This window comes from Mycobacterium mantenii (assembly GCF_010731775.1).
GTDB lineage: Bacteria > Actinomycetota > Actinomycetes > Mycobacteriales > Mycobacteriaceae > Mycobacterium > Mycobacterium mantenii.
Genome location: NZ_AP022590.1, coordinates 4,545,698 through 4,570,087, shown reverse-complemented (window position 1 = coordinate 4,570,087; position 24,390 = coordinate 4,545,698). Strand labels below are relative to the sequence as shown.

General features: G+C 65.3%; 26 protein-coding genes. 12 read left to right on the top strand and 14 right to left on the bottom strand.

Features of this window, described 5'->3' with window-relative positions; all coding sequences use genetic code 11:
- Nucleotides 1-81 precede the first annotated feature (81 nt).
- On the top strand, nt 82-1,089 hold the full coding sequence (locus G6N50_RS20660; RefSeq protein ID WP_083094524.1) for an acyl-CoA dehydrogenase family protein: 1,008 nt from the start codon (nt 82-84) through the stop codon (nt 1,087-1,089).
- Between the two features lie 3 nt (nt 1,090-1,092).
- On the opposite strand, the gene G6N50_RS20655 is transcribed toward G6N50_RS20660, so the two are convergent.
- The 3 genes from G6N50_RS20655 to G6N50_RS20645 form a co-directional block, all read right to left on the bottom strand.
- Nucleotides 1,093-2,283 (bottom strand): acyl-CoA dehydrogenase family protein, encoded by a 1,191-nt coding sequence (locus G6N50_RS20655; protein ID WP_083094525.1) that lies wholly within the window; start codon nt 2,281-2,283, stop codon nt 1,093-1,095.
- A 28-nt stretch (nt 2,284-2,311) separates the two neighbouring features.
- Nucleotides 2,312-4,591, bottom strand: coding sequence for an acyl-CoA dehydrogenase family protein (locus tag G6N50_RS20650; RefSeq protein WP_083094526.1), 2,280 nt, complete (start codon nt 4,589-4,591; stop codon nt 2,312-2,314).
- 76 nt (nt 4,592-4,667) lie between these two features.
- The gene (locus G6N50_RS20645; RefSeq protein WP_083094527.1) at nt 4,668-4,862 is read right to left on the bottom strand and encodes a ferredoxin; all 195 of its coding nucleotides are present in this window, start codon (nt 4,860-4,862) and stop codon (nt 4,668-4,670) included.
- A 226-nt stretch (nt 4,863-5,088) separates the two neighbouring features.
- Here G6N50_RS20645 and G6N50_RS20640 point away from each other — a divergent pair, with 226 nt between their 5' ends.
- Nucleotides 5,089-6,243, top strand: a complete 1,155-nt coding sequence (locus G6N50_RS20640; protein ID WP_083094528.1) for an acyl-CoA dehydrogenase family protein — start codon at nt 5,089-5,091, stop codon at nt 6,241-6,243.
- On the opposite strand, the gene G6N50_RS20635 is transcribed toward G6N50_RS20640, so the two are convergent.
- A complete protein-coding gene (locus tag G6N50_RS20635; RefSeq protein ID WP_083094529.1) occupies nt 6,240-7,439 on the bottom strand; it encodes an amidohydrolase family protein in 1,200 nt (399 codons plus the stop codon). The two genes, G6N50_RS20640 and G6N50_RS20635, sit on opposite strands and share 4 nt — an antisense overlap.
- Nucleotides 7,440-7,559: 120 nt before the next feature.
- Between G6N50_RS20635 and G6N50_RS20630 the strand changes: the two genes are divergently transcribed.
- Nucleotides 7,560-7,874 carry an acyl-CoA synthetase gene (locus G6N50_RS20630; protein WP_083094530.1) on the top strand — a complete coding sequence of 105 codons (315 nt, stop codon included), beginning with the start codon at nt 7,560-7,562 and terminating at the stop codon, nt 7,872-7,874.
- The gene (locus G6N50_RS20625) at nt 7,871-9,193 is read left to right on the top strand and encodes a TetR/AcrR family transcriptional regulator (RefSeq protein WP_232068798.1); all 1,323 of its coding nucleotides are present in this window, start codon (nt 7,871-7,873) and stop codon (nt 9,191-9,193) included. The genes G6N50_RS20630 and G6N50_RS20625 overlap by 4 nt, the downstream gene beginning before the upstream one ends.
- Before the next feature lie 80 nt (nt 9,194-9,273).
- Here the strand turns inward: G6N50_RS20625 and G6N50_RS20620 are convergent, their stop codons facing one another.
- The gene (locus G6N50_RS20620) at nt 9,274-10,467 is read right to left on the bottom strand and encodes a thiolase family protein (protein WP_083094532.1); all 1,194 of its coding nucleotides are present in this window, start codon (nt 10,465-10,467) and stop codon (nt 9,274-9,276) included.
- On the bottom strand, nt 10,464-10,922 hold the full coding sequence (locus G6N50_RS20615; protein WP_083094533.1) for a MaoC family dehydratase: 459 nt from the start codon (nt 10,920-10,922) through the stop codon (nt 10,464-10,466). The genes G6N50_RS20620 and G6N50_RS20615 overlap by 4 nt, the downstream gene beginning before the upstream one ends.
- A gap of 112 nt (nt 10,923-11,034) precedes the next feature.
- On the opposite strand from G6N50_RS20615, the gene G6N50_RS20610 reads away from it, so the two are divergent.
- The 3 genes from G6N50_RS20610 (at nt 11,035) to G6N50_RS20600 (ending at nt 13,673) form a co-directional block, all read left to right on the top strand.
- A complete protein-coding gene (locus G6N50_RS20610; protein ID WP_083094534.1) occupies nt 11,035-12,222 on the top strand; it encodes a thiolase family protein in 1,188 nt (395 codons plus the stop codon).
- Between the two features lies 1 nt (nt 12,223).
- Complete coding sequence (locus G6N50_RS20605) at nt 12,224-12,658, top strand: Zn-ribbon domain-containing OB-fold protein (protein ID WP_083094535.1); 435 nt, start codon at nt 12,224-12,226, stop codon at nt 12,656-12,658.
- A gap of 112 nt (nt 12,659-12,770) precedes the next feature.
- Entirely contained in the window at nt 12,771-13,673 is a 903-nt protein-coding gene (locus G6N50_RS20600) for a DUF2889 domain-containing protein (RefSeq protein ID WP_142275500.1), read from the top strand.
- 6 nt (nt 13,674-13,679) lie between these two features.
- On the opposite strand, the gene G6N50_RS28885 is transcribed toward G6N50_RS20600, so the two are convergent.
- Genes G6N50_RS28885 through G6N50_RS20585 form a run of 4 tightly spaced genes read right to left on the bottom strand, consistent with a single transcriptional unit; the run spans nt 13,680 to nt 15,294 of the window.
- Nucleotides 13,680-13,829, bottom strand: a complete 150-nt coding sequence (locus G6N50_RS28885) for a hypothetical protein (protein ID WP_169926949.1) — start codon at nt 13,827-13,829, stop codon at nt 13,680-13,682.
- 58 nt (nt 13,830-13,887) lie between these two features.
- Nucleotides 13,888-14,214, bottom strand: a complete 327-nt coding sequence (locus tag G6N50_RS20595; RefSeq protein WP_083094537.1) for a hypothetical protein — start codon at nt 14,212-14,214, stop codon at nt 13,888-13,890.
- 13 nt (nt 14,215-14,227) lie between these two features.
- The gene (locus G6N50_RS20590) at nt 14,228-14,680 is read right to left on the bottom strand and encodes a pyridoxamine 5'-phosphate oxidase family protein (RefSeq protein WP_083094538.1); all 453 of its coding nucleotides are present in this window, start codon (nt 14,678-14,680) and stop codon (nt 14,228-14,230) included.
- Entirely contained in the window at nt 14,677-15,294 is a 618-nt protein-coding gene (locus G6N50_RS20585; protein ID WP_083094539.1) for a TetR/AcrR family transcriptional regulator, read from the bottom strand. Before G6N50_RS20585 ends, G6N50_RS20590 begins: the two co-directional genes overlap by 4 nt.
- Before the next feature lie 147 nt (nt 15,295-15,441).
- Between G6N50_RS20585 and G6N50_RS20580 the strand changes: the two genes are divergently transcribed.
- Nucleotides 15,442-16,671: an amidohydrolase family protein gene (locus tag G6N50_RS20580; RefSeq protein ID WP_083094540.1), complete on the top strand. Its 1,230-nt coding sequence runs from the start codon at nt 15,442-15,444 to the stop codon at nt 16,669-16,671.
- Between the two features lie 88 nt (nt 16,672-16,759).
- Nucleotides 16,760-17,701 carry a class I SAM-dependent methyltransferase gene (locus G6N50_RS20575; protein WP_083094541.1) on the top strand — a complete coding sequence of 314 codons (942 nt, stop codon included), beginning with the start codon at nt 16,760-16,762 and terminating at the stop codon, nt 17,699-17,701.
- Between the two features lie 3 nt (nt 17,702-17,704).
- On the opposite strand, the gene G6N50_RS20570 is transcribed toward G6N50_RS20575, so the two are convergent.
- Complete coding sequence (locus G6N50_RS20570) at nt 17,705-19,090, bottom strand: WS/DGAT/MGAT family O-acyltransferase (protein ID WP_083094542.1); 1,386 nt, start codon at nt 19,088-19,090, stop codon at nt 17,705-17,707.
- 130 nt (nt 19,091-19,220) lie between these two features.
- Between G6N50_RS20570 and G6N50_RS20565 the strand changes: the two genes are divergently transcribed.
- Both G6N50_RS20565 and fadD12 read left to right on the top strand, forming a co-directional pair.
- Nucleotides 19,221-20,009 carry a lysophospholipid acyltransferase family protein gene (locus G6N50_RS20565; protein WP_083094543.1) on the top strand — a complete coding sequence of 263 codons (789 nt, stop codon included), beginning with the start codon at nt 19,221-19,223 and terminating at the stop codon, nt 20,007-20,009.
- Nucleotides 20,010-20,011: 2 nt separating this feature from the next.
- Nucleotides 20,012-21,634 carry an acyl-CoA ligase FadD12 gene (gene fadD12 / locus G6N50_RS20560; protein WP_083094544.1) on the top strand — a complete coding sequence of 541 codons (1,623 nt, stop codon included), beginning with the start codon at nt 20,012-20,014 and terminating at the stop codon, nt 21,632-21,634.
- On the opposite strand, the gene G6N50_RS20555 is transcribed toward fadD12, so the two are convergent.
- Both G6N50_RS20555 and G6N50_RS20550 read right to left on the bottom strand, forming a co-directional pair.
- Nucleotides 21,631-22,047 carry a DinB family protein gene (locus G6N50_RS20555; protein WP_232068797.1) on the bottom strand — a complete coding sequence of 139 codons (417 nt, stop codon included), beginning with the start codon at nt 22,045-22,047 and terminating at the stop codon, nt 21,631-21,633. The two genes, fadD12 and G6N50_RS20555, sit on opposite strands and share 4 nt — an antisense overlap.
- Nucleotides 22,048-22,144: 97 nt before the next feature.
- On the bottom strand, nt 22,145-22,798 hold the full coding sequence (locus G6N50_RS20550; RefSeq protein ID WP_083094546.1) for a TetR/AcrR family transcriptional regulator: 654 nt from the start codon (nt 22,796-22,798) through the stop codon (nt 22,145-22,147).
- Nucleotides 22,799-22,943: 145 nt separating this feature from the next.
- Here G6N50_RS20550 and G6N50_RS20545 point away from each other — a divergent pair, with 145 nt between their 5' ends.
- Nucleotides 22,944-23,627 (top strand): spirocyclase AveC family protein, encoded by a 684-nt coding sequence (locus tag G6N50_RS20545; RefSeq protein WP_083094547.1) that lies wholly within the window; start codon nt 22,944-22,946, stop codon nt 23,625-23,627.
- Here the strand turns inward: G6N50_RS20545 and G6N50_RS20540 are convergent.
- Complete coding sequence (locus G6N50_RS20540) at nt 23,555-24,364, bottom strand: hypothetical protein (RefSeq protein ID WP_232068796.1); 810 nt, start codon at nt 24,362-24,364, stop codon at nt 23,555-23,557. The genes G6N50_RS20545 and G6N50_RS20540 overlap by 73 nt on opposite strands.
- Nucleotides 24,365-24,390 lie beyond the last annotated feature (26 nt).

Here is a 24,390-nt window from a genome sequence, read left to right as displayed (position 1 = left end):
GAATCGGCTTTCGCGGCGAAAGCCTGTCATCTGAACCTAGAGGACATGGTTTACTAGGTCAACTTAGTAGAAGGGCCCACGATGGACTTCGGCTTGACGGACGAACAGGATCAACTCGCCGCGGCGGAGCGCGCCTGGCTCACCAAGAACGACCCCGTCGCCAGGGTCCGCGCGACACTGGACGCGGCGCCTGTCACCGTCGACCCCGCAGCGGTGGCCCATGCCGCGGAATCGGGTCTGCTGGCGCTGCTCACGTCCGAAATGGGCGGCACCCATGTGGATCTCGCCGTCGTGACCGAGGCGCACGGATACGCCGCTGGCTCGCTTCCGGTCGCCGATCTGAACATCGCCGCGTGGCTGCTCGACCAGGTCGACGCGCGCACCGCCGGTGGCGAGCTGACCGGAGTGGCGCTTGGTCCGGACGCCGGCGTCGACGGCGATGCGCTGCGGCTGACCGGTCTCACCCGCCCCGTGCCGATGGCCGCCGACATGGACTCCATCGCGGTGACCGGTCAGGTCGGCGACGGCGAGTACCTGGCGGTTCTGAATGCCCCGACGCTGTCGGCGATGTCGACGCTCGATCTGAGCCGTTCGTGGGCGCGATTGGACCTCGACGCGACGATCGCCGACTGGACCCAGTTGCCCGCCGGCACATTGGCATTTGTGCGCGACGCGTTGGCGGTACACCGGGCCTTCGACGCGCTGGGCGCGGCGGCCCGGCTGCTCGACATGACGGTCTCTTACGCGGGGCAGCGCGAACAGTTCGGCGCGCCGATCGGGTCGTTTCAGGCGGTCAAGCATCATTGCGCCGACATGGTCGTCGCTGTCGAAGCGAGCAGGGCCAGCCTGTGGGCCGCGGCTCTCGCGTTGGACACCGCGCCGCCGGCCGCACGGTCCCGGGCCGCGTCCGCGGCGGCGGCATACACAAAGTCGGCCGCTGCCAAGGTGGCCGGCACGGCTCTGCAGGTACACGGCGGCATCGGCTTCACCTGGGAACACGATCTGCACCTGTTTCTTCGGCGGATCAAGGTCGACGAGGCCTTCAACGGGAGCGTCGCCGAACACCGCGCGGCGCTGCTCAGCGCCTGACATTCAGCGCCGATCCCGCGGCAGCGCCAAGCCCCGCTCCGCGATCAGGTTGCGCATGATTTCCGAACTGCCACCGGCGATCGTGTAGGCCCGGGCGTACAGCCACTCGTCCTGCCAACGACCGCCGTCGAGGACACCCGGGTCGCCCTCCACCAAGACGCCTGCCTCGCCGCCGAGTTCGACGGCGAAGCGCGCCATCTCAAGGTTCAGCTCGCTGAACATCAGCTTGGCCATCGCGCCGTCGTGCATGCGTTCGGTGCCGCGCAGCCAACGCGTGAGGTTGGCGTACGTCAGCGCCGAGAGCGCCTCGACCTCGGCGCTGAACTCGCCGATCCGATCGCGAACCCGATCGCTCTCGATCGCGGGGCGACCGTCGAGGGTGACGTCCGAGGCGAGTGCGACCAGTCCGTCGATGGCCAGCCTCAGCTTGACGACCGCGGCGCCCACGCTGGTGCGTTCGTGTCCCAGCGTGGCGTTCGCGATCGCCCAGCCCTGTCCTGGTTCGCCGATCATCGCCTCGGCCGGCACCTCGACGGAATCGAAGAAGACCTCGTTGAAGTCCGAGGTACCGGTCAGCTCGCGCAGCGGGCGGACCGTGATGCCGGGGCTGGACATGTCGAGGATGAACGCACTGATGCCCTTGTGCTTAGGGGCGTCGGCATCGGTGCGCGCCAACAGATATCCGTAATCGGCCCAGTGCCCGTCGGTGGTCCACACCTTCTGCCCGTTGACGGTGTAAGTGTCGCCGTCGAGAACTGCGCGGGTGCGCAGCGACGCCAGATCACTTCCGGCGCCGGGCTCACTGAACAGTTGGCACCACAGCTGTCGACCCGCCCGGATCTCGGGCAGATGCCTGCGGCGCTGGTCATCGGTGCCGTAGTGAATCAGCGCATGCGACGCCAGGGCGTTGCCGCTCGGCACGCCCGGCACCGCGGCCCGGGCCAGCTCCTCGCCCACCACGATGGCGTGTTCCGCGGAGCGATCCTCGCGGCCGCCGAACTCCGCGGGCCAGTCCGCGCCGACGTAGCCGGCTTCGAACAGGCGCGCCGTCCAGTCCTGAAGCGCCTTGAGCTCGGCTTCGTTCTCGGCGCTTCGTACGCCCGCTCGCGGCGGGATGGGCGGTGCATGCTCAGCGATGAAGGCCCGTACCTCGGCGCGGAAGGCCTCCAACTCGGGACCCATACCGTATTCCACGTTGCGTCTTCCTGTTCGATGTGACGTCTTAGCGGCTCAGCGCCAACAGTTCGCCGGCAGCCCGGTCTCGCAGCGCGTCAGCACGGCCGATCAACGCGGAGTTGGCCTGAGCGCGGCGCAGCAGCAGGTGGATCGGGTGTTCCCAGGTGAAGCCGATGCCGCCGTGGATCTGCAACGCACCCTCGGTGGCTATCACCCCGGCATCGAGCGCGGCCGCCGTGGCCAGATCCGCCAGATATCCTGACTTTTCGAGGTCGGCCTCGGCCGCGGCCAGCACTTGGCTGCGCGCCCCCTCCAGCGCGACCAACATGTCCGCACACCGATGCGAGATCGCCTGAAAGCTACCGATGGCACGGCCGAACTGATGGCGTTCGCCTGCCCACTGAACGGCCATCGCCAACGCACGCGACGCAACCCCGACGGAATCCGCCCCCACCGCCAGCGCCGCCTGGCGGTGGGCGTCGCGTAGCACCGGGGGCACGTCGGTGCCGTCGGCCAGCACCTCCCCCGCTGCCCGGCTGAAGGTCACCGCGCCGATGGTGCCGGTGATGTCGAGCGGCTGATGGGCCGCCACGTCAACACCGTCGGCCGACGCGTCGACGGCCACCAAAACCTCACCGGCGCCGCCCGCGAAGCGAGCAAGTACCACCAGCACTTCGGCGTTCGGTGCTCCCGCCACGATCGGGATCACGCCGGAAACACCCGCACCGTCCCACTCGGGCAAATCAAGGCCGCTGGTCACCCAGCCGCTGTCGTTCACCGGAACGGCGAACGCAGCAGCTGTACCGCTCGCGATCCGCTGCACCAAAGCCTTTGCGCCACACTGCAGTGCGACGTCGAGCGCGGTCACCGTCGGAACCAGTGGCGCAGGAGCCAGTGCCTTGGCAGCCTCCTCGATGGCGGCGTACAGTAGCCGCGGTCGAGCGCCGCCGCCGCCCAGCGATTCATCGACCGCCAGACCCGGTAGGCCGAATTCGACGAGCGCCGACCACACTTCGGGTTCGGTCGCATCGACGGGACGCTTGCGGTCGAGCAATTTTGCCACGTCTACCTTGGCCCGAAGTGCCGCGGCCAGCACCTCCCGCAGCTCGCGTTCGTCTTCCTCGGGCACGGCGAGTGGGGCCCCGGGCGTGACGGCAGCTGCCCGGGTGCCCTCGCCGCGGTGCGACGGCAGTCCGAGCACGCTCTCGGCGATGGTGTTGCGTTGAATCTCTGCGGTTCCCGCGCCGATCGTGGTCGCCCGGCTCATCAGGTAGCCGAACGTCCAACGCCCGCCGTCGACGGCGTCGGGCGCCCGGCTGCCCAGCGCCGCATAGGGACCGGCCGCGCGCAGGGCCAGCGCATGCATGTGCTGCTCGAACTCCGACTTCACCAATCGGTTCACCGATGCCACCCCGCCGGGATCCTCGCCGCGCAGCACCGCGGCCAATGCGCGGGCGCTGTTGGCGGCGATGGTGCGAACCCCCGATTCCAGCCGCGCGACGTCCTGGCGGACCTGCGGGTTTTCGTCGAGCCCTTGGGAGACAACGAGATCGATCACCCGGTCGACCGTGCGGCGGTACTTGAACTCGTCAGCCAGAAAAGCGGTAGCCCGCTCGTGGCCCAACGAGGTTCGCATGATCGACCAGCCCGCGCCCTCGTCCCCGACCACGTTCTCGACCGGCACCGCCACGTCGTCGAGGAAGACCTCGGCGAAGTGCGCCGCGCCGCTGATGTCGCGCAGCGGGCGCACGGTGATTCCCGGGCTGTCCATCGGGATCAGCAGATAAGTGATCCCGTCCGATGGCTTGTCACCGGAGCCCGTCCGAACCAGCGCGAACATCCAATCGGCGCGGTCGGCCATCGAGGTCCACACCTTCTGACCCGTCACCCGGTACACGTCGCCGTCGCGGACGGCGCGGGTGGACAGCGACGACAGGTCGCTGCCCGCCCCAGGTTCGGAAAAACCTTGACACCAGAATTCGTCCGCGCGCAGCAACGGCGTCAGGAATCGATCCTTCTGTTCCTGCGTGCCGTGCGCGATGAGGGTGGGGGCGACGATGAACGACAGCGGACACGGGTGTGGCGGCGCGCCCGCATCCGTCGTCATCCGGTAGTAATCCAGCTGGTCCTGCAGCGTGAGGTCGAGTCCGCCGACCTCGCGCGGCCACCCCGGCGCCGCCAGGTGGTGGTCGACGAGTTCGGCGTGCCACGCGCGCGCCGCCTCGATGCGGTCGGGTTTGACGCCGTTGCGCGCTATGTCGTCCTGGCGACGACAGAAGTCGTCGAGTAGCGACTCGAGCCGGGGACGCCAATCAGCTGTCTGCATGACACTCCACAAAGGCAACCTGGTTAACTATGTCAGCAGTGTGCCGGTTACTGCGCCCACTTGGCAAGCACTCCCGTCAGTCATCCTCGAGAATCAGCGCGAGTTCGGGGCATGCGGCTACCCCGTCCCGGGTGAGTTGCTCGTCTTCTGGCCGCACCTCGTGCTCCTCGAGGATGGAGTAGCCCGAGTCGTCGATCGGGAACAACTTCGGGTCGACGGCGTAGCACTGGGCATGACCCACGCACTTCGACTGCTCGAGACGAACCTTCATACGTCCTCCTCCGCTCGACCGTCTCGCTGACGCACGGTCTCGTCCAAGCTGTCAGCATAAGGCTAAAGCTTTAACTAATTGCAGAGTCTTCTAGACCGCAGACCTTCTGACATCAGTGTTGATATACAAGGTTGGAAAATATGCCGTTTTGGTGCATATTAGTGACGATCGACCCCATTTGGTTCGCTGATTCTGACAGTCATGTCCGGTAAGAGGGAAGCTGCAAATGACACTCGCGCTCAACGACGAAGAGACCATGCTGGTCGATACCGTGCGGACCTTCATCGATCGCGACGTCAAGCCCACGGTCCGCGAACTCGAGCACGCGAACGAGTACCCGGAAGCGTGGATCGAGCAGATGAAGCGCATCGGGATCTTCGGGCTTGCCGTGCCAGAGGAGTACGGCGGTTCGCCGGTATCGATGCCTTGCTATGTGAGGGTGACCGAGGAATTGGCCCGCGGCTGGATGAGCCTGGCCGGCGCGATGGGCGGCCACACCGTGGTCGCGAAGCTGATCTCGTTGTACGGCAACGAAGAACAGCGACAAAAATATCTGCCTCAGATGGCGAGCGGGGAGTTACGTGCCACGATGGCGCTCACCGAACCTGGCGGCGGTTCGGACCTGCAGGCGATGACTACCACCGCGCGCGCCGATGGCAACGAACTGGTGATCAACGGCGCGAAGACCTGGATAAGTAACGCCCGCAGGTCCGGCCTCATCGCACTGCTGTGCAAGACAGATCCACGAGCCGCGCCCCGCCATAGGGGCATTTCAATCGTCCTGGTCGAGCACGGTCGTGGCCTCACGGTTTCACGCGACCTCCCCAAGCTCGGTTACAAGGGCGTGGAAAGCTGCGAGCTGTCGTTCGACGACTGCCGCGTACCGGCCTCGGCGATCCTCGGAGACGAGCCGGGCGAAGGATTCGCGCAGATGATGAAAGGCCTTGAGACGGGCCGTATTCAGGTGGCGTCGCGGGCGCTGGGGGTGGCTAGCGCAGCCCTCGAGGACGCGCTGAAATACGCACAGGAGCGGCAGAGCTTCGGGCAGCCGATTTGGAAGCACCAGTCGGTGGGGAACTATCTGGCGGACATGGCCACCAAACTGACTGCGGCGCGCCAACTCACCCGCTACGCCGCCGAGAAGTACGACAGCGGCGAACGATGCGACATGGAGGCCGGGATGGCCAAGCTGTTCGCGTCGGAGGTGGCCATGGAGATAGCACTCAACGCCGTCCGAATCCACGGCGGCTACGGATACTCCACCGAATACGACGTCGAGCGCTACTTCCGCGACGCACCTCTCATGATCGTCGGCGAAGGCACCAACGAAATCCAGCGCAACGTCATTGCCGCGCAATTGGTATCGCGAGGCAGCCTCTAGACGCCGGCGAGTTGCCGATCGCCGGCTTTGACCCGCGGGAAGTTCAGCATTCGGCGGGCGTTCTCCTCGACGATCAGCTTGCACTCGTCGTCGGGCACATCCGCGAGTACCTCGGCGGCGCGCTTGCGTGAGTTCGGCCAGTTGGAATCGCTATGCGGGAAGTCGATCTCGAGCGTGATCCGGTCGATGCCGATGCTGTGCCGGTTCTTCAGACCGTGCTCGTCGTCGATGAAGCAGCCCCAGAAGTGCTTGCGGAACAGATCCGACGGACGGGTGTCGAAGTCGATGTTCTGGTAGTAGCGGTGCCGCTCCCACACGTAGTCGGTTCGCTCCAGGATGTAAGGCACCCAACCGATGCCGCCCTCAGCCAGCGAAATCTGTAAATCGGGGAACTGTTGGAGCTTGCCCGAGAACAGCAGGTCGACCGTCGACCACATCAGGTTCGTGGAGAACAGTGCCGTCGCGACCGCGAAAGGCGCGTCGGGCACCGCCATCTGACCCGGGACCGGCTTGATCGTGGAGAACGAGAAACCCGGCACGAAGGAACCGGACCCGAAGTGCAGCGACACCGGCATCTTGGCGTCCGAGCAGACCCGCCACAAGCCGTCCCAGTGATCGGAGTGGAACGACGGCAGACCCAGCGGTACCGGGCTATCCGGGAACGAGATCGTGCGTGCACCCTTGGCGGCGACGCGCTCTGCCTCGACCACACATGCGTCGATATCCCAGGTCGGCAGGATCGCCAGCGGGATATAGCGCTCGGGCGCCACCGCGCACCACTCGTCGATGTAGAAGTCGTTCCACGCCTTGGTGCACAGCAGCGCCAGGTCTTTATCCTCGGCACGCTGGAACGTGCCGCCGCCGAAGCCGGGGAACGACGGGAAGCACAACGCCGACTGCACACCGTCGAGGTCCATGTCGGCGACCCGGGCGACAGGGTCGTAGCAGCCCGGAATCATGTCTTCGTAGCGGACCGGGTCCATGCCCCACTCCTCCGGCGGTTTGCCGGCGACCGCGTTCAGGCCGATAGTCGGAAAGACCTGCCCGTCGTAGTGCCACAGATGCATGCCGTTTTCCTCGACGATGCGCGGACCCTGTTCGAGGTACTTCTTCGGCAACCGGTCCTGCCACACCCGCGGGTGCTCGACCAAGTGGTCGTCGACGGACACGATCTGGTGGTCATCCTGAAGCGGCATGATGCTCCTTCGCATCGGACGAGCTGTCGTCTTTTCTGACAAATCGTCTTGTTTTCTGACGGTTCGTCTCACAGACTATATGAGGCACGCCACATTCGTCTAGACGTTGAGAGGCGCGACATGGAACCCACGGACCCACCCGCCGACGACGCGGGCCGCGACAAAGTTGACGAAGATGACCACGACCTGTTGACCTTCGGCGAGGCGGGCGAGCGGCTTCGTCTCGAGGTCGCCGCCGCCGAGAGGGAGGTGCGGCGCCTCGCGCAGTCCGGTCCGGTGGATGCTCTCGAGAAGGCCGAAGCACGCCTGGAGGCGCTGCGGTCAGCTGCAGCCCGCAACAGCGCGCAGCCCATCAACGATGCCAACTTCGAAAAGTTCTTCGGCTATCCCGGCAAGGCCAAGCGCAACCTGCCCGGAGCGCCGTCAGCCCGATGAGCGTGTCGGCTACTTCTGACATGGCCCGCACTCCCGACAAGCTGCGGCGCCCCGGATATGCCCCTGCCGCCAATGCCGGGGTGGGGCGACGCGGGCTGCATACCCGCGACCGCATCCTCAGGTGCGCCGCGGAAGTGTTCCTTGCCAACGGATTCCACGCCACCTCGCTTGATGCCATTGCCAAGGCCGCTAACGCCTCCCGCGCGACCGTTTATCAGTATTTCGCCGGCAAGGAGGAGATCTTCCGCGAACTGAGTGCGCTCGCCGAGCACGATGTGCTTGCGCACGGCGAACACCTCCGCGGGCTCGGCCCGACTGTCGAGGGTGTCGAGTCGCTGCACCGATGGCTGGTCGAATGGGCCGACCTCTACGACGCCCACGCTGCGGTATTCGCCGAGTTCCCGGGGATCGGAACGGCCACCGGATTATCGGTGATCGATGCCAGCGCGGCAGCCGACCAGTTTCACAACACAGTCACCGATCGGCTGCGTAGGACGCACCTGCGGGATCTGGACCCCGACGACGCGGCGGCAGCATTGGGACGTATCCCCCACATGGTTCACCTCTACGCCTACCGAGCCATGTTCCCGTTGCCCGCTCGCAGGACCGTGACGTGGTCGTTGACCGTCGCATTGCAGCTGATGCTGTTTCCTGAGACCCCGACCGACGTTTTGCAGGCGGTTAGACCGCAAGCAACAAACCGGGGCGAGCGAACAACACCCCGCGCCATCAACGGTGCCGCGGCAACACCTGCGCCGATCGACGTGTCGGGCTCGCCGGTTCCGCAAGACGTGCTGTCGGTCAGCTCGGCTTTGTTCGCCGAACGCGGCTACTACGCCGTCAGCATGGAGGACATCGCGGCCGCTGCCGACGTCAGCCGCGCGACGTTGTACCGGTACTTCAGCACCAAGGACACGATCCTGGCCGAACTGACCCGCCGAGCGGTCGCCGAGATCGAGACGCACGCCGCCGCCCTGCCGGCTATGGCCGGCGATGCGCTGACCGAATGGATGCTCGGCTACGTCCGATTCCATCGCGCCTACCGCGGTGTCATCCGGGCATGGTTCGACGGCACTGTGGCAGAACAGCTCTCGGGTGCGGATGTCGACCACGGCATCGGCGCGATCCACCAGGCGGTCGCCGCGCTGCTGTCCACCGTGGACCTCCCCGCCGGCATCGACCCCGACGTGGCGGGTGCGGTGTTCGTGGCGGTCCTGGGCCGGATGACCGAGCCGACGGCGGCAAGCACGCCGGCCAGCGACGAGCAGTCCGCAGTGTTGATGGTCAACCTTCTGCGCCGTTCGTTACTGCGTCCTTGAGATCGGCCCGCAGTCGCTTCTTGTCGACTTTGCCGCTGGCGATGTCACCCAGTGGTACGCCGTCGACCGCGGCCATCGCCCTACCGGCTGCTCAACAGCATCGAGCCGGCGACCGGCCCGCCGCCCACACCGACCGCCACCACCTCGGGAAGGCGGGGTGCCTGGCGATCGCCGCCCTCGCCCCACATCTGCACACATGCCTCGTGCAGGAAGCCCATCCCGTGCAGTCGACCGCCGGAGAGTTGCCCGCCACTGGTGTTGATCGGCAGCGTACCGTCCAGTGCGATAGGCGAACCGTCGCCCAGGAATTCGCCGACCTTACCGTGCTCGCAGAAGCCCATCGCTTCCAGCCACATCACGGTCAAAAAGGTAAAACCGTCATATAGCTGGGCCATGTCGACGTCGGGGGGAGTCAGAGTGGTGTGCTCCCACAGCGTGGCAGCCGAGTCGTGGGCGGCCATCGTGGTGATGTCCGACCGCTGATCCCAGGTCGCCCGTTCGAACATGCCGGGCCCGACGGATTCCACCGTCAGTGGGTGCCGCGGTAAGCCGTTGGCGGCGTCACGACGGGACACGATCACAGCGGTGGCGCCGTCGCAGGGCGCGTCGCAGTCATAGAGGCACAGCGGCTCGGAGATCATCCGCGCGCCGAGGTAGTCGTCCATCGTCATCGGTTCGCGGTAGATCGCATCGGGGTTGAGTCCGGCGTTGGTGCGGGCGTTGATCGCGATACGGCCTAGATGCTCGCGGGTCAGACCGAAGTCGTGCATGTAGCGCTGGGCGGGCATCGCCAGCCAGTTCGCCGCCGACAATGCGCCAAAAGGCGCCGTCCACTCCAGGTGCGGTGGCAATTCCCCGCCACCGAACAGCACCGAGGCGCGGCCGCCGCCGGCCTGCTGCGCGGCGGTGGATTCCCATACCGACCGGTAGACCACAACGTGGTTGGCCAGCCCGAGACTGACCGCCATGCAGGCCTCGATCGCCGGGCCGATCTGCCCGCCGGTCTCCATCGCCGAGATGTACCAGCGGGAGCGCAGTCCGAGTGCGTTGCGGACCTCCTGGACGGTGGCCCCGGAGAATCCGGCGTCGGGCACGCCCGGCCCCGGGTAGCTGGCGATCCCGTCCACGTCGTCGATGCTCAGCCCCGCGTCGGCTATCGCCCGCTGCACCGCCTCGAGCGTGAGATCCAGTCCCGTTCGGCCCAGCCGCCGGCCAACCTGCGACTTGCCGGCTCCGGTGAGGACGGCTCTGCCTTCGAACGGGCCACCAGTCACCAGACGAACCTAGCGATCAGTTCGGCGACCGCGGCGGGTTTGTCGACGCCGTCGATCTCCACGGTGTGACGCACGGTCAGGTTCACGGTGTCGTCGGCGACCTTGGCGGCGTCCGTTAGCTCCGACCGGACCCGGATGCGGCTGCCGGCGGTGACCGCGGAGAGAAACCGCACCTTGTTCAGGCCGTAGTTGATGCCCATCTTGGCGTTCTCGACGCGGTAGTTGTCCTTGCTCACACCAGGTATCAGCGAGAGCGTGAGGAAGCCGTGCGCAATCGTTGCGCCGTACGGGCTTTCGGCCTGGGCCTTCTCGACGTCCACGTGGATCCACTGGTGGTCCATCGTGACGTCGGCGAAAGAATCGATCCGGTCCTGGTCGATGTCCACCCACCGGCTGACGCCGAGTTCCTCCCCGATCGTCGCGAGCGCATCATCCACGGACTTGATCACCTTCACGGGTTGCTCCCCACGTCGACATGGCTTGATATATCGATATCTATTTAACGGTATAGACTGGCCTCGCTCATCGGGCAACCAGCCCATCCACCCTGACGCTCTTGGGAGACACATGGCCACCACCACGTCACGCGCAGCGATCGTGGCCGCTGCCCGCACACCGATCGGAACGGCGCGCAAGGGCACACTCGCCAACATGCCAGCCATCGAGCTGGCCAAGCCCGTCCTACAGGCCGTCGTCGAACGCTCCGGACTGGACGCGGCAGACTTCGACGACCTGGTGCTGGCCGAGAGCATGCAAGGCGGCGGCGACAGCGCCCGCTACATCGCGGTGGCCCTCGGGCTGCTCGATGTTCCCGGACTCGCCGTCAACCGCCAGTGCGCATCGAGCCTCTCGGCCATCGCTGTGGGTGCCGGGCAGATCGCCTCCGGGATGAGCCGCGCCATCCTCGCCGGCGGTATGGAGTCGTTGTCGACCGGCCCCATCATGCAGAAGCGCAAGCTCTTCACCACGGGCAAGTCACCCGAGGACTACGAGCAGTGGTTCCCCGAGTCGCATCCGCCGACCGCGGAAGCGCCCGCCATGGACATGTCAATCACCGTCGCGCACAACTGCAACGTGCAGTACGGGATCACCCGCGAAGATCAGGACGAGTGGGCGTTACGCAGCCATCAGCGGGCAATCAAGGCCATCGACGCGGGTTCATTCATCGACGAGATCATCCCCCTCGAGGTCGCCCAGGCCGACGGCAGCACGATCACGTTCGCTGCAGACGAGCATCCGCGGCGAGGAAGCTCGATGGAGTCGCTGACCGCGCTGAAAGTGCTGCACCCCGAGATCGAAGGCTTCACGGTGACGGCAGGAAACTCCTCCGGCATCAACGATGCCGCGGCGGTGGTGGCACTGGCCAGCCCGGACACCCAGCAGGACGTGCTGGCAAGCGTGCTGTCCTGGACGCAGGTCGGACTTGACCCGACGCGGACCGGCAGCGGGCCGATCAAGGCCATTCCCAAGGCGCTGGAGTTGGCCGGCCGCAAGCTCGAGGACGTAGCGCTGTTCGAGATCAACGAGGCGTTCGCCGCGCAGGCGGTGGCATGCGCCCGCGAACTCGGGCTCGACGAGGAGATCGTGAACGTCTACGGATCGGGGATCAGCCTCGGCCACCCGATCGCCGCGACCGGTGCCCGGATGGTCACCTCGGCGATCTACGAATTGCGCAGGCGCGGTGGAGGTATCGGCGTGCTGTCGATGTGCGCCGGCGGCGGTATGGGCGCCGCGATGGTCATCGAGGTGGCCTGAGATGACCACATTGATCACCGAGGGACTGTTCCGGGTCGACGGCGACCGCGCGGTGCTGTTCGCGTCGCGCAGGCGTTCGTCGGGGGCGGTGAAGTTCCCGGCCGAGCGGCCCGAGCTCTTCGACGGCGACCCCCAAATCCAGGAGGACATCGAGCCCATCGAATTGTCCACCGCCGGAACGCTGTACACCTACACGACACAGGAGTTCCCGCCGCCATTGCCGTACAAGGGCAATCGGGATCCAAAGGTGTTCCAGCCGTACGTGGTGGGCTTCGTCGAGTTGGCCGAGGGTGTGCTGGTGGAGACGCTGATCGTCGACGCGACCCCGGCCGAACTGCGGATCGGGCAGCCCCTGGTGTCGACGACCACCACGCTGGAGACCGCCGACGGACAATCGCTGCTGACCTTCGCGTTCCGACCGGCCGACGAGAGCTAGTGTTCATCCGGTGACGGACCTGCGCCTGCATCCCCTGCACGGCGTGCATGAGCCCACGACCGGCAATCCGCCGCGCCGGCCGCGGTCCGCGCGACGCACCACGTCGATCGACATGACTCGCGACGAGGGCTCCCTGGACCCGGTGTATCTGAATGGGCGGGCGCGCGATCTGTGGACGGCAGCCGACGGAACGGCGACCGAGCTCGGCTCCGCGACACTCTCAGCCACCGTCGAGCTGGTCGCCCGCGTCGTCCGGCACGTCGAGGTGACGCCGCCGGTCGCCGCGACGTCCCGGCTGGTGGGCGCTCCGGCGATGAGCGGTTTCCGCGCCGCAGCCGACAAGGCCGCGCCCGGGCTACGGCACGCGCGCGACCTGCGTTACACGCTGCTCGACGACGTTCCCGTCACCACGCTGATCTCCGGCCATGCGCTGTCGGCGTCAAACCTGCTCGGCGACGTGGGAAAATCGGGTTATTACCTGCCGGTCGCCGACCAGTGTGCGGGCTTCGCTACCGGCGGTCTGCTGCTGACGTCGTTCGAGGCAGGCGATCCCGCTATCGTCACCGGACCGGAGGCTCCCGACCTCGATAACGGGGACGATCCCTGGGCGTGGCACCAGGTGTCGGCGTTACCGCAGCACGGCATGCGCCGCAGACGCCGCATCGATGTTTACGAGGACGGCGTCGACCGAGCCGGAATTGATGCGATGTTCCGCGACACCTACGTGCGCGGTGACGGGGTGGAGACGATCATCCACGAGTACACCTTGGACGCCGTCGTGGACACCGAGACCGGCGTCATCGTCGAATCGCAGGCCACGCCTCGAGTGCTCCCGTGGCAGGAATGCCCCGGGGCCGTCGCCAGCGCTGCGCGAATCGTCGGAATGACGTTGCAGGACTTGCACTTCCGGGTCCGGCAGGAACTGTCCGGTACCAGTACATGTACTCATCTCAATGATCTACTGCGCAGTGTTGCCGATGCCGAGGCGTTGATCGCGCGGGTGAAACAAGCCTGAGCCGCCTCAGCGCGGGCCAGGCGTCGCGTCACCCAACTCGTCGGGTTCGGCAGAACGCCCGAGCGCGGCCTTCTGCTTGGTCGCGTCGTCGGGCTCCTCGATGTCCTCGAGGGCCGCGTCGTCGGTGATCGGTTGGCTGGTATCGAATCCTGACATGCCCTACTGAGTAACCAGAATCTCAGCCTGAGTAACCAGAATGTCAGCGCCCAATCCTCTAGGCGTTGACGAACGAGAACGTCACCGTGCGGCTGACCGTCAGCATGGCCACGTCATCCGACGCGGGTGGCCACATCACTGCTCCCTGCACGATCGCACCGCGAATGTCGCGATAAGCGGCGAAGGTGTCGGCCACGACGCAGGCCTGGGTCTCAGCGCTGTGGGCGGCGTCGACATCGACACCGTCGACGGTGACGGCGATTGTGGCGGAGTCGAAGTCGACCACCCGCGCCGGTAGGGCCAGCAACTGGTCGTTGGCGTCGACGACACAGATCGCGCCGGTCGGCCCCTGTGCCAAGAACTCCGCTAGTTCGTCCTCGGCCATGGGAACCGGGCCGCTACCGCGCGGACTCGGCATGTCGATCGGGGAGATCGGCGGCACGGACCTCGGTGAGCGTCAGTCCGATGAAGCACCGCTTGCCGCTGAGAAGGCGGTCGCGGACCTTCGTTACGACCGAGTCGGGCACGCGTTGATCCGGCGAGCGTTCGCCGATGAGTTCGTCGACCTCAGCCGCGGACGGTTGGTAAACGTGGGCGATGCCAGAAACGGAGACCCAGCCCTCGTCGTCGCCGATCAGGCACGCGACCTCAGGAGCGGAGCGCAGGTGTTGGACCTTGGCGCTCTTGGCATACGTGGCGAAGGAGAGCGAGCGGCTGACGGGGCGATAGGCGACCGAACGCATGGCGTAGCCGATTGGACGTCGGGCGCCATCGCGGCAGAACAGAAACACACGGTGGTTGGCGCGGATGAACTCGACGACGTCCGGCGCGTCGAGCAACGGCGGGGTCACGACGCGAGAGGCGTTGCCATCGCGACGATCATCTCGGCGACCACCGCGATCATCTCGTCGCGGTCGACGGCGATCGTCTGCCGGTGCATCGTGTACCAGGCGCGATCCAGCAACCCCATCACCGCGACGCCGATGACATCGGGGGAATGTCCGCCGCCGCCTGCGATCGCCTGACCCAGCTTCCACGACACCCGGGACACCATGCGATTGCGAGACATTCGGAACGCCTCATCGTCGGGCGCCGAGTGCGCCGAGGCCAGCACGAACGCGCCGTGGTGGTCCATGAAGTCGAAGTAGTGTCCGACCCAGACCCGTACATCGACCGGATCGAACGGTTTTCCAGCGTCGTCCCACTCGCCGATGACAGTGAGGACATCGCGGTAGGCGGTCTCACCGAGGACGTTGAAGATCTCCCGTTTGTCCTTGAAGTAGGTATAGAAGCCGGCGCGGGAGATGCCGCACGCCTCGGTGATCGCGTTGATCGCCGTGCCCGCATAACCGCGTTCCAGAAAGAGGCGACGGCTGGCATCCAGGATCGAAGCGCGGGTGCGTTCACCGCGCGTGGCGGTGGCGTCCAGTCGCCGTTCGGCGGGCGAAGCTGAGGTCACCGTCATCCAGCAACTGTATATGACAGTATCGTCAAGTGCAATCACAGCTGCTCAAGACAAAATAGCCGCAGAAAGCGAACCCGGACTTGACACATCTGTCAGAATAAGCCAAGCTCGTACCAAGCCCTAAGTCGAGTAGCGAGAGGCACAACGATGACGCAGTTCACCGATGCACCGATCTTCGATGCCGATCAGCACATGTACGAGACCCCCGATGCGCTGACGAAATACCTGCCCGAGCAGTTTCGGCCGAAGGTGCAGTTCGTCCAGATCGGCAGGCACACCCGGATTGCGATCCTGAACAAGATCACCGACTACATGCCGAACCCGACATTCGAGCGTGTTGCCGCTCCCGGCGCGCACGAGAAGTTCTACTCGGGCCAGAACCCCGAGGGCCTGTCGATGCGGGAGATGTCCGGCCGTGGCATCGACACCCCGCCGGGCGCGCGCAACCCCGAGGACCGCATCGCCGAACTCGACCGGCAGGGCGTCGACGCGTGCCTGAACTACCCCACCTTGGCCAATCTGGTCGAGCATTCGGCCGCCGAGGATCCCGACCTGACGGTGGCGATCATCCACGCCCTCAATCAGTGGATGCTTGAGCACTGGGGCTTCAGCCACGCCAACCGGGTCTACTCGACACCGGTGCTCAACCTCGGCATCGTCGACGAAGCCCGTCGCGAACTCGCCTACATCCTGGACAACGGCGCCAAAGTCGCGCTGATCAAGCCGGCGCCGGTGAACGGCTACAAAGGCTGGCGCTCCCCCGCCCTGCCCGAGTTCGATCCGTTCTGGCGCGACGTCGAGGACGCCGGGCTGCCAATCGTGTTGCACGCCAGCCAACCTCCGTTGCAGGAGTACATCGACAAGTGGGAACCGCCGTCGACCAGTAGCGCGTTCGAGATGTCGGCATTCAAGTGGACGGCGCTGGGCCACCGGGAGATCGCCGACATGCTGACCAGCCTGATCTGTCACGGCACACTGACCCGCTTCCCCAAACTGCGCATCGCCAGCGTGGAGAACGGCAGCGCATGGATCAAGCCGCTGTTCGATGACCTGCAGTCGACGTACAGCAAGATGCCGCAGAACTTCCCCGAGCATCCGCACGAGGTATTCCGCCGCAACGTCTGGGTCAGCCCGTTCTGGGAGGGCTCCGTGGCCGACGTCGTACAAACCGTCGGATGGGACAAGGTGATGTTCGGCTCGGACTGGCCGCATCCCGAAGGCCTCGCCGAACCCAAGCGGTACTGGCAGTACGCCGAGGGTATGGACGAACGTCGCACCTATGACTTCATGGGAGACAACGCCCGTCGCTTCATGGGGTTGCCGATCGCCAACCCCGACCCGGAGGCCGTCAAGCCGCCCGCTCTGGCCAACGCCTGAGGCGAGCTTAGGGTTCACGCTCACTTAGTAAGCACGGCTAACTTTCGGGGTAGGCTCTCGTTTACCGAGAGCCGCGAAAGGGACTCCGATGGCCAGAACTGACGATGACACATGGGACATCAATGAGAGCGTCGGCGCTACCGCGCTCGGAGTTGCCGGTGGGCGGGCGAAGGAGACCAACAGCGCCGACCCGCTGATCAACGATCCCTACGCAGAACTCTTCCTCGAAGCGGCCGGCGACGGCATCTGGCGGGTGTACCTGAACGATGAATTACCGGCCGAATTGGTCGACGCCGATCCACGATTCGAGGACCGGATGCACGCGATGCTGGGCTACACAGCGTGCCGGACGAAGTTCTTCGACGACTACTTTCTGGCGGCAGCAGCCGACGACATCCAGCAGATCGTGATCCTCGCGGCTGGTCTGGACTCGCGGGCCTGGCGGCTCGCGTGGCCTGCCGGATGTGTGGTCTACGAGATCGACCAGCCCAAGGTACTGGCATTCAAGACCGGCACTCTTGAAACTCATGCGGTCGACCCGATCGCTTCCCATGTCGGTGTCGGCATCGATCTGCGTCTGGACTGGCCGAAAGCCTTGACGGAGGCCGGGTTTGACGCATCGGCTGCTACGGCGTGGTCGGCGGAGGGCCTGTTGCCGTATCTGACAGCCGACGCCCAAGACCTGTTGTTCGACCGGATTCAGTCGCTCAGCGCGCCCGGAAGCCGTCTCGCTGTCGAAGCTTTCACCAACGAGTTTTTCAGCGCAGACAGTTTCGCGCGCCGCGAAGAACAGGCCGAACGCTACCGGCAGGCCGCAATCAAGCTGGGCGGCAAAGACATCACAGAATCCGGCAACCTGCTCTATGAGGAGGAGCGAACCGAGGTCGTCGACTGGCTGCGGGCGCACGGCTGGTCCGTCACCTCGGCCACGAGCGCCGAGGATCTGATGGCCGCCAGCGACCGGGCCGCACCCGCCGGCCTCGCCGCCGCGGTCCCGGAAAGCGTGTTCGTCGAAGCCCGGCTTCCGTGAAACCTACGTGACCTCGGCGGGCATGCCGGCCGCGTGACGAATGAGGGAAAACGCGTCAACCATGGCGTCGGTGACCTCGTGGGGGTCGTCGAAGGTCGCATCGTCGGCGAGCACCGAGATTTTGAGTTGGTCGACGTAACTCCACACGGTGATGTTGACTCCCACCCCGAAGGTGAGCGGCCCGACCGAGTAGATCTCGGCGAGTGGGGCGCCCGCGATCCGGCCGAACTGGCGCGGGCCCGGCACGTTGGAGATCGGAACGTTGATCAGCTTGTTGGGCGAGCTACTGGTTGCGATGTGGCGAAAACCCCACTCCGCCAAGGCGGGTGGTGCGTATTGGGACCACCGGCTCACGAGTTCGGACCCGAGAAGCGCAGCATTCTCCTTGCCGATCGTCGCACCGGTGTGGGCCAGGCGCACCCACTCGAGCGGATCGGCGACCTGCACTGGTAGCGATACCACCATCGTGCCCAGGGCGTTGCCCGAGATTCGCTCCGGTGAGGTGTCGATGCTGATCGGCACGCCACACAGCAAGGGCTCGTCGACGTGACCGTCGTATTTCAGCAGCAGCGCGCGAAGAGCTCCCGTGCTGATGGCCAACACCATGTCGTTGATCGTGGCTCCGAGCTGCTTGCCGGCGCCTTTGACGTCGGCGAGTGGAAGGGTGGCACTGGCGAAGGTGCGTCCGGGCGTCACGACGTGGTTGAGGAAGGTCACCGGCGGACGGAAATTGCGGGCCATCCCTGGGGCAGACCTGGAGTTTTGGCGTACCCGCCGAATTCCCGTGACGGTGTCTCGCAACAGGCTGGGCAGTTGTCGCAGTTGGACCGCGTGATCGCGCATCGCGGCTCGGATCAGTTGCCCATCGGATGGGCGAGGGTCGCACCGGTAGTTGTCCTTGTCCGGCCATGACGCGTCGGGAAAGTCCAGCGCACGCGCCATCAAATTGGCGGAGGCAACGCCGTCGGCCAGCGCGTGGTGGACCTTACCGATGATCGCGAACCGGTTGTCCGCCATGCCCTCGACGAAGTGGAATTCCCACATTGGCTTACTGCGATCCAATGCAGTGCTGGCGATCTCTCCGATCGCGTCATCGAGCTCGCGGCGACCCCCGGGGGGCCGGATCTGAAAGCGCCGGACATGGTAGTCGAGGTCGATGTCGCAGTTCTCCCGCCACATCTCGCGGTGCAGGCGGTGCGGGATGTCGACCAGCTGATAGCGCAGCGGTTCAAGAAGGTGCAGTTTCCGCGCCAAGGCTTGACGGTAGTGGTCGTAGCCGAATTCGTCGCACCCCGTCGCGTCGACGATGCCAATCTTCAGGGTGTGCTGAGGCAGGTTGGAAGTTTCGTTGTACAGCAGGACAGCGTCCCAGCCTCCGAGTCTCTTCACCGCTCCTCCAGACTCTGCACTGAAGTCAGGGTATTCGGGTACCCGAATGTGCGCTGGCTAACATCCAATTTTTTTGGGTATGTGCTAGGTAACATCTAAATATCTAACGATTTACTGCGGGAGGGGTCGAATGAACTCGGAAGTCTCGAAGTGGGACCCGGAACTCACCGAACGGCTGATGGGCCTCATCCGACCGGTGATCAAGGGCTGGCACCGCGGCGAGGTGCGTGGGCTCGAAGGCTTCCCGGCCGGCGGCGCGCTGATGGTATCCAACCACTCGGGCGGACTCTTCCCGATGGATGTGCCGTTATTCGCCACCGACTTCTACGCGACATTCGGTTACGACCGGCCGGTCTACACGCTCAGCCACGACATCCTTTTCGCGGGCCCGACAGGCGACTTCTTCAAGCGGACCGGCTTTATCCCGGCCAGCCACGAGAACGCCGACGAGGCCTTGCGCGCCGGCGGCGTCGTCATGGTCTTCCCGGGCGGCGATTACGACGTGTACCGACCGACGTCGTCCGCGAACAAGGTCGACTTCGGTGGCCGCACCGGCTACGTTCGCGCAGCTCTGAACTCCGGCGTGCCGATCGTGCCCACGGTGTCGATCGGCGGCCAGGAGAACCAGCTGTTCCTGTCGCGCGGCGAATGGTTGGCCAAGGTGGTGCGAATCGACAAGCTCCTGCGGACCAAGTTCCTGCCACTCTCGTTCGGCTTCCCGTTCGGCCTGTCGATGGTGCTGCCGGTGAACCTGCCCCTGCCGACCAAGATCGTCACCCAGGTGCTGGCTCCCATCGACATCGTCGCGGAGTTCGGCGAGGACCCCGACATCGCCGAGGTCGACGCCCACGTTCGCGGCGTCATGCAACAGGGCCTCGACGATCTGGCAGCGCAACGTCGATTTCCGGTGATCGGCTGACCATGCTGGAGCGTCTGAATCAGATCGCAGGCCTCGTCGGCACGATGTCTCGAGCGAGACTGATCGCTCCGCTGCGGCCTGATCGTTACGTGCGCATGGCGGCGGCGGTGCGGCGGGCGGGAATGAACGCCACTTCGGGGTTCGCGATCGCGGCCCAGCGATGCCCTGACCGGCCCGGGCTGATCGACGAGTTGGGTACTCTGACGTGGCGCGAACTGGATGAGGGCGGCGACGCCTTGGCCGCCGCGCTACAGGCGTTGCCCGGCGGCCCGCCCGAGGTCGTCGGCATTATGGCGCGTAACCATCGCGGCTTCGTTGAGTCATTGATCGCTGCCAACCGGATCGGCGCCGACGTGCTGCTGTTGAACACGTCCTTCGCCGGGCCGGCCCTGGCCGAGGTCGTGGCGCGTGAGAAGGTCGACGCCGTCATCTACGACGAGGAGTTCACATCGTCGATCGACCAGGCACTGCAGGAGCGTCCACAGGCTGCCCGGATCGTGGCGTGGACGGACGATCCCGGCGCACACGACGTCACCGTCGCGGGCTTGGTCGAGGCGCATCACGGTCAACGTCCCTTGCGGACCGCGCGGACGTCGAAGATGATTTTGCTGACGTCGGGCACCACTGGATCACCCAAGGGCGCCAAGCATTCTGGCGGCGGCGCGGATGCGTTGAAGTCGATCCTGGACCGGACACCCTGGCGCGCCGAGCAGACCACGGTGGTCGTGGCACCGATGTTCCATGCATGGGGATTCGGACAATTGGGCATCGCTGCGCTGATGGCTTGCACCATCGTCACCCGCCGCAAGTTTGACCCGGAGGCAACGCTCGCGCTCGTCGACAAACATCGCGCCACCGGATTGTCCGTTGTGCCAGTCATGTTCGACCGCATCATCGACCTGCCTGATGACGTCTTGGCAAAGTACAGCGGCCGGTCGTTGCGGTTCGCGGCGGCATCGGGTTCGCGGATGCGTCCCGATGTCGTCACCAAGTTCATGGACCGGTTCGGCGACGTCATCTACAACAACTACAACGCCACCGAAGCCGGCATGATCGCCACGGCCACGCCTGCCGACCTGCGTGCGGCCCCCGACACCGCAGGCCGGCCCGCTGAAGGCACCGAGGTCCGCATCTTCGACGCCGACTTTCGCGAACTGCCGACCGGTGAGGTCGGGACCATCTATGTCCGCAACTCTACCCAGTTCGACGGCTACACGTCCGGTGCCAGCAAGGACTTTCACGATGGCTACATGTCGTCCGGTGACGTCGGATACTTCGACGCCGCGGGCAGGCTGTTCGTGGTGGGTCGCGACGACGAGATGATCGTCTCCGGTGGCGAGAACGTCTACCCGATCGAAGTCGAGAAGACGTTGGCTTCGCACGCGGCAGTGGCTGAAGCCGCAGTGCTCGGCGTCGACGACGACCAGTACGGTCAACGGCTGGTCGCGTTCGTCGTTCTTAACGACGGCGCCGCCACCACGACGGATGACCTCAAGGCGCACATCCGCGAGAACTTGGCGAATTACAAAGTGCCCCGGGCGATCACGGTGCTCGATGAACTCCCTCGTGGCAGCACCGGCAAGATCGTCCGTCGCGAGCTGCACGCACTCGTCGAGCCGGCCTAGGGCGAGGCGCGGCCAAGCCTGCGTATGTCGCCGCGGTGGTGATGGCATTCATGCCATGCGCTGCGCGCGACGAGTCCCACCGTGACCTGCCGATCATCCAGCGTGAGCGTGCGGTTGACCGCACCCCCGTCGAGCTCGGCGAGCAGGTGGCAAAGCCGGTCAACGCGGCGCTCGAACTGACCGACCAGTGCACCGATATCGGCGTCTGCGTAACCGGCTTTCGCGACCGACTTGTCGGGGTCAACCATCGGGATGAACGGATTGTCTTCGGCGAGTGCGCTTTCGATAAGCCCGCGATGGAAGGCCATCGATTCGCGAAGGTGCCCGAGGTACTCCACCGGAGACCAGACGTCAGACGATGGACGGCGTCGGGCCAGCTCTGCGGACAGGGCGCGGATGTCGTCACCGATCACGGGGGCCAACGGTGGTAATGCCAGCGCGACGTCTGTGGGTTGGGCGAGCGACTCGTCGAACGCACATTCACTGCACGTCTCTTCCATGTGCCACTCCTTAGGGCGCAGATCGTTTGTGCGGGCTCATGACTGAAGCCACGACGAAGGCTCGCAGTACCCCTTCGTCCCCGCCGTCTTCGGGCGATCCGGGTTCGGTGGCCAGGCTGAAGCTCACCCGCCAAATCCACCGCAAGATCGCTTCGACCGGTACGTCGTCACGGACGTACCCGTCGGCGACAGCCTGCATCAGGGGCGGCCCCAAAATTTCACGCGCCAAGCTCTGCCACTCCTCCGACATCGCGGCGGCATGAACCGTCAGCCCGGCTGAGTCACTCGACCCCAGGAGGAGAGCCATCGTTGGGGAATTTCGAGTCGCCGCAAGACTTTCCAGGGTTGCCTTGATGAACTGCTCGACAAACGGCTCGTCGGTCAGGAAGTGCGCCTTGGAGGTAGCCAGGATCGCGGCCGCCGAGCGCACGAACGAGGCGGACAGCAGCGCATTCTTGGTAGGAAAATAGGAGTAGACGGTGGTGCGGTGCACACCCGCAGCCTCAGCGATGTGGTCGATACGGGTCCTCGCTACACCTCGTCGGGCATAACACTCATCAGCGGCGTCCAGCAGTCGCTCACGCGCATCGGCATCGCTGGCCGGCGAAGCCGCACCCCAGCGGGTGCTCCGTCGCCCCTCAACTTGCTTCTGCCCGTTCACCATTGACGCGAGACTACAACATCCCTACTCTGTAGCGACACTACAGAAAGAATTAATTGTAGTCATACGAAAGGCTGGTCATCGTGGATCAGAGCCCCCGGTATTTGGATGGCTGTTCGAAGTCATCGGCCCGCTCATCTGGCTAGCGTTGGCGGCGTTCTTCGCCTACACCTGCATCAAACGCAGGGAACTGACTCTGCCGACCCTGGTCTTCATCGGCGGCACCACCATGTGGTGGCAGGAGTGGTACGGCGACTGGGGCGCCTACGTTCTCTACAACCCACACTTAGCACTGATTCCGGGCTATCACTGGCCACTGACCAGCCCGAACAAGCCGTGGGCAGTCATCCCCGCCTACGGCTGGTTCTACGCCCTGGTCTACTTCCCTATGCTGTGGGCGTGCAAGAAGATTCATGCCCGCTTCTTTCCGGCTGCGAAACTGTGGGTCGTCGTGGTCGCCGTCAGTTGGCCGTTCTTCTACATCTGGGACACCCTGATCGAGGGCGGCGCGTCGGTCCTCGGAATCTGGAGCTACGTCGACTTTGTCGGGCCCGCCATGCAGAGCACGCGCGGCAACTTCCCGCTGCTCTACCCCGTGCTCACCTTCTCCGCGATGATGACTATCACGCTGCTCGTCATCGGAGCCAAAACGCCATTGGGCACACCGCTGGTTGAATCCTGGGCCCGGGTAGACCGGATCGCCGGAGTCAGACGCGACGTCCGCCGAATCTTCACCTGGATCGTCACGATGAATCTCTGCTACCTGATCTTCATCGTGCCGACGGTGCTGATCCGGTTGGCGTTCCTACCGCCGAATTCGTTGGTGCCTTGAGCAACTCGGGACCATTCGCCCGTTGAACGGCTGACACGTATGGTGTCTGGCCATCGCCGATCCAGGCGGCCCAGGGTGGCCTTGTGGCGAATCTGGCGGCGGTAGAAGAGACTACAGAGCATCCGGTCGTGTTCACCGTGGTCACTCAGCACGAATTGTTCGAGCGCTGCGTCGCCGTCGCGCCACGTGGCAGGGCGCGCGCCGAGCAGCGGAACGAGGTCGTCGAGGTCGGCATTGGTCAGGTCGCGTCCGATTTCGTCCTCGCGCTGCAGATAGCGCGCCAGCCGGAATGCCACGCGTAGGCGATACGTCGCGTAGTCGTCGTCAACGGCAGTGCCGCGCAGCATCTTGATGAGCTGCTCGTGTGCGACGCTGGCGCGGGTCGGCGCGACAGCAGGGATCTCGGGCGGCTCGAGATCGATGCCGAGCCGCTCCCCGAGTGCCTCGATCGCGTGCAGGTTGGTCTCGCTGCACCAGTGCAGGTTGGTCATGTAATCGGAATCGGCGCTCGGCGTGTTCGACGAATTCCGGAATGCAAGCTCATTGGTGAGCGTGAAGGCGATGTGGTGCAGTTGCACGGCATCGAGGTCGACTGGAAAGCCACCGGTACGCTCATAGGCGTCATACAGGGCGGTGAAGTCGCCGAAGTGCAGAACGGTGTCGCGCATACGCGGGGCGCCCAGGTCCATCATCGGATCGCCGATATGGCCGATCTCGACATCGAAGCGGGATGCCATCACGCTCAGCGTCCACCAGCCAGGCG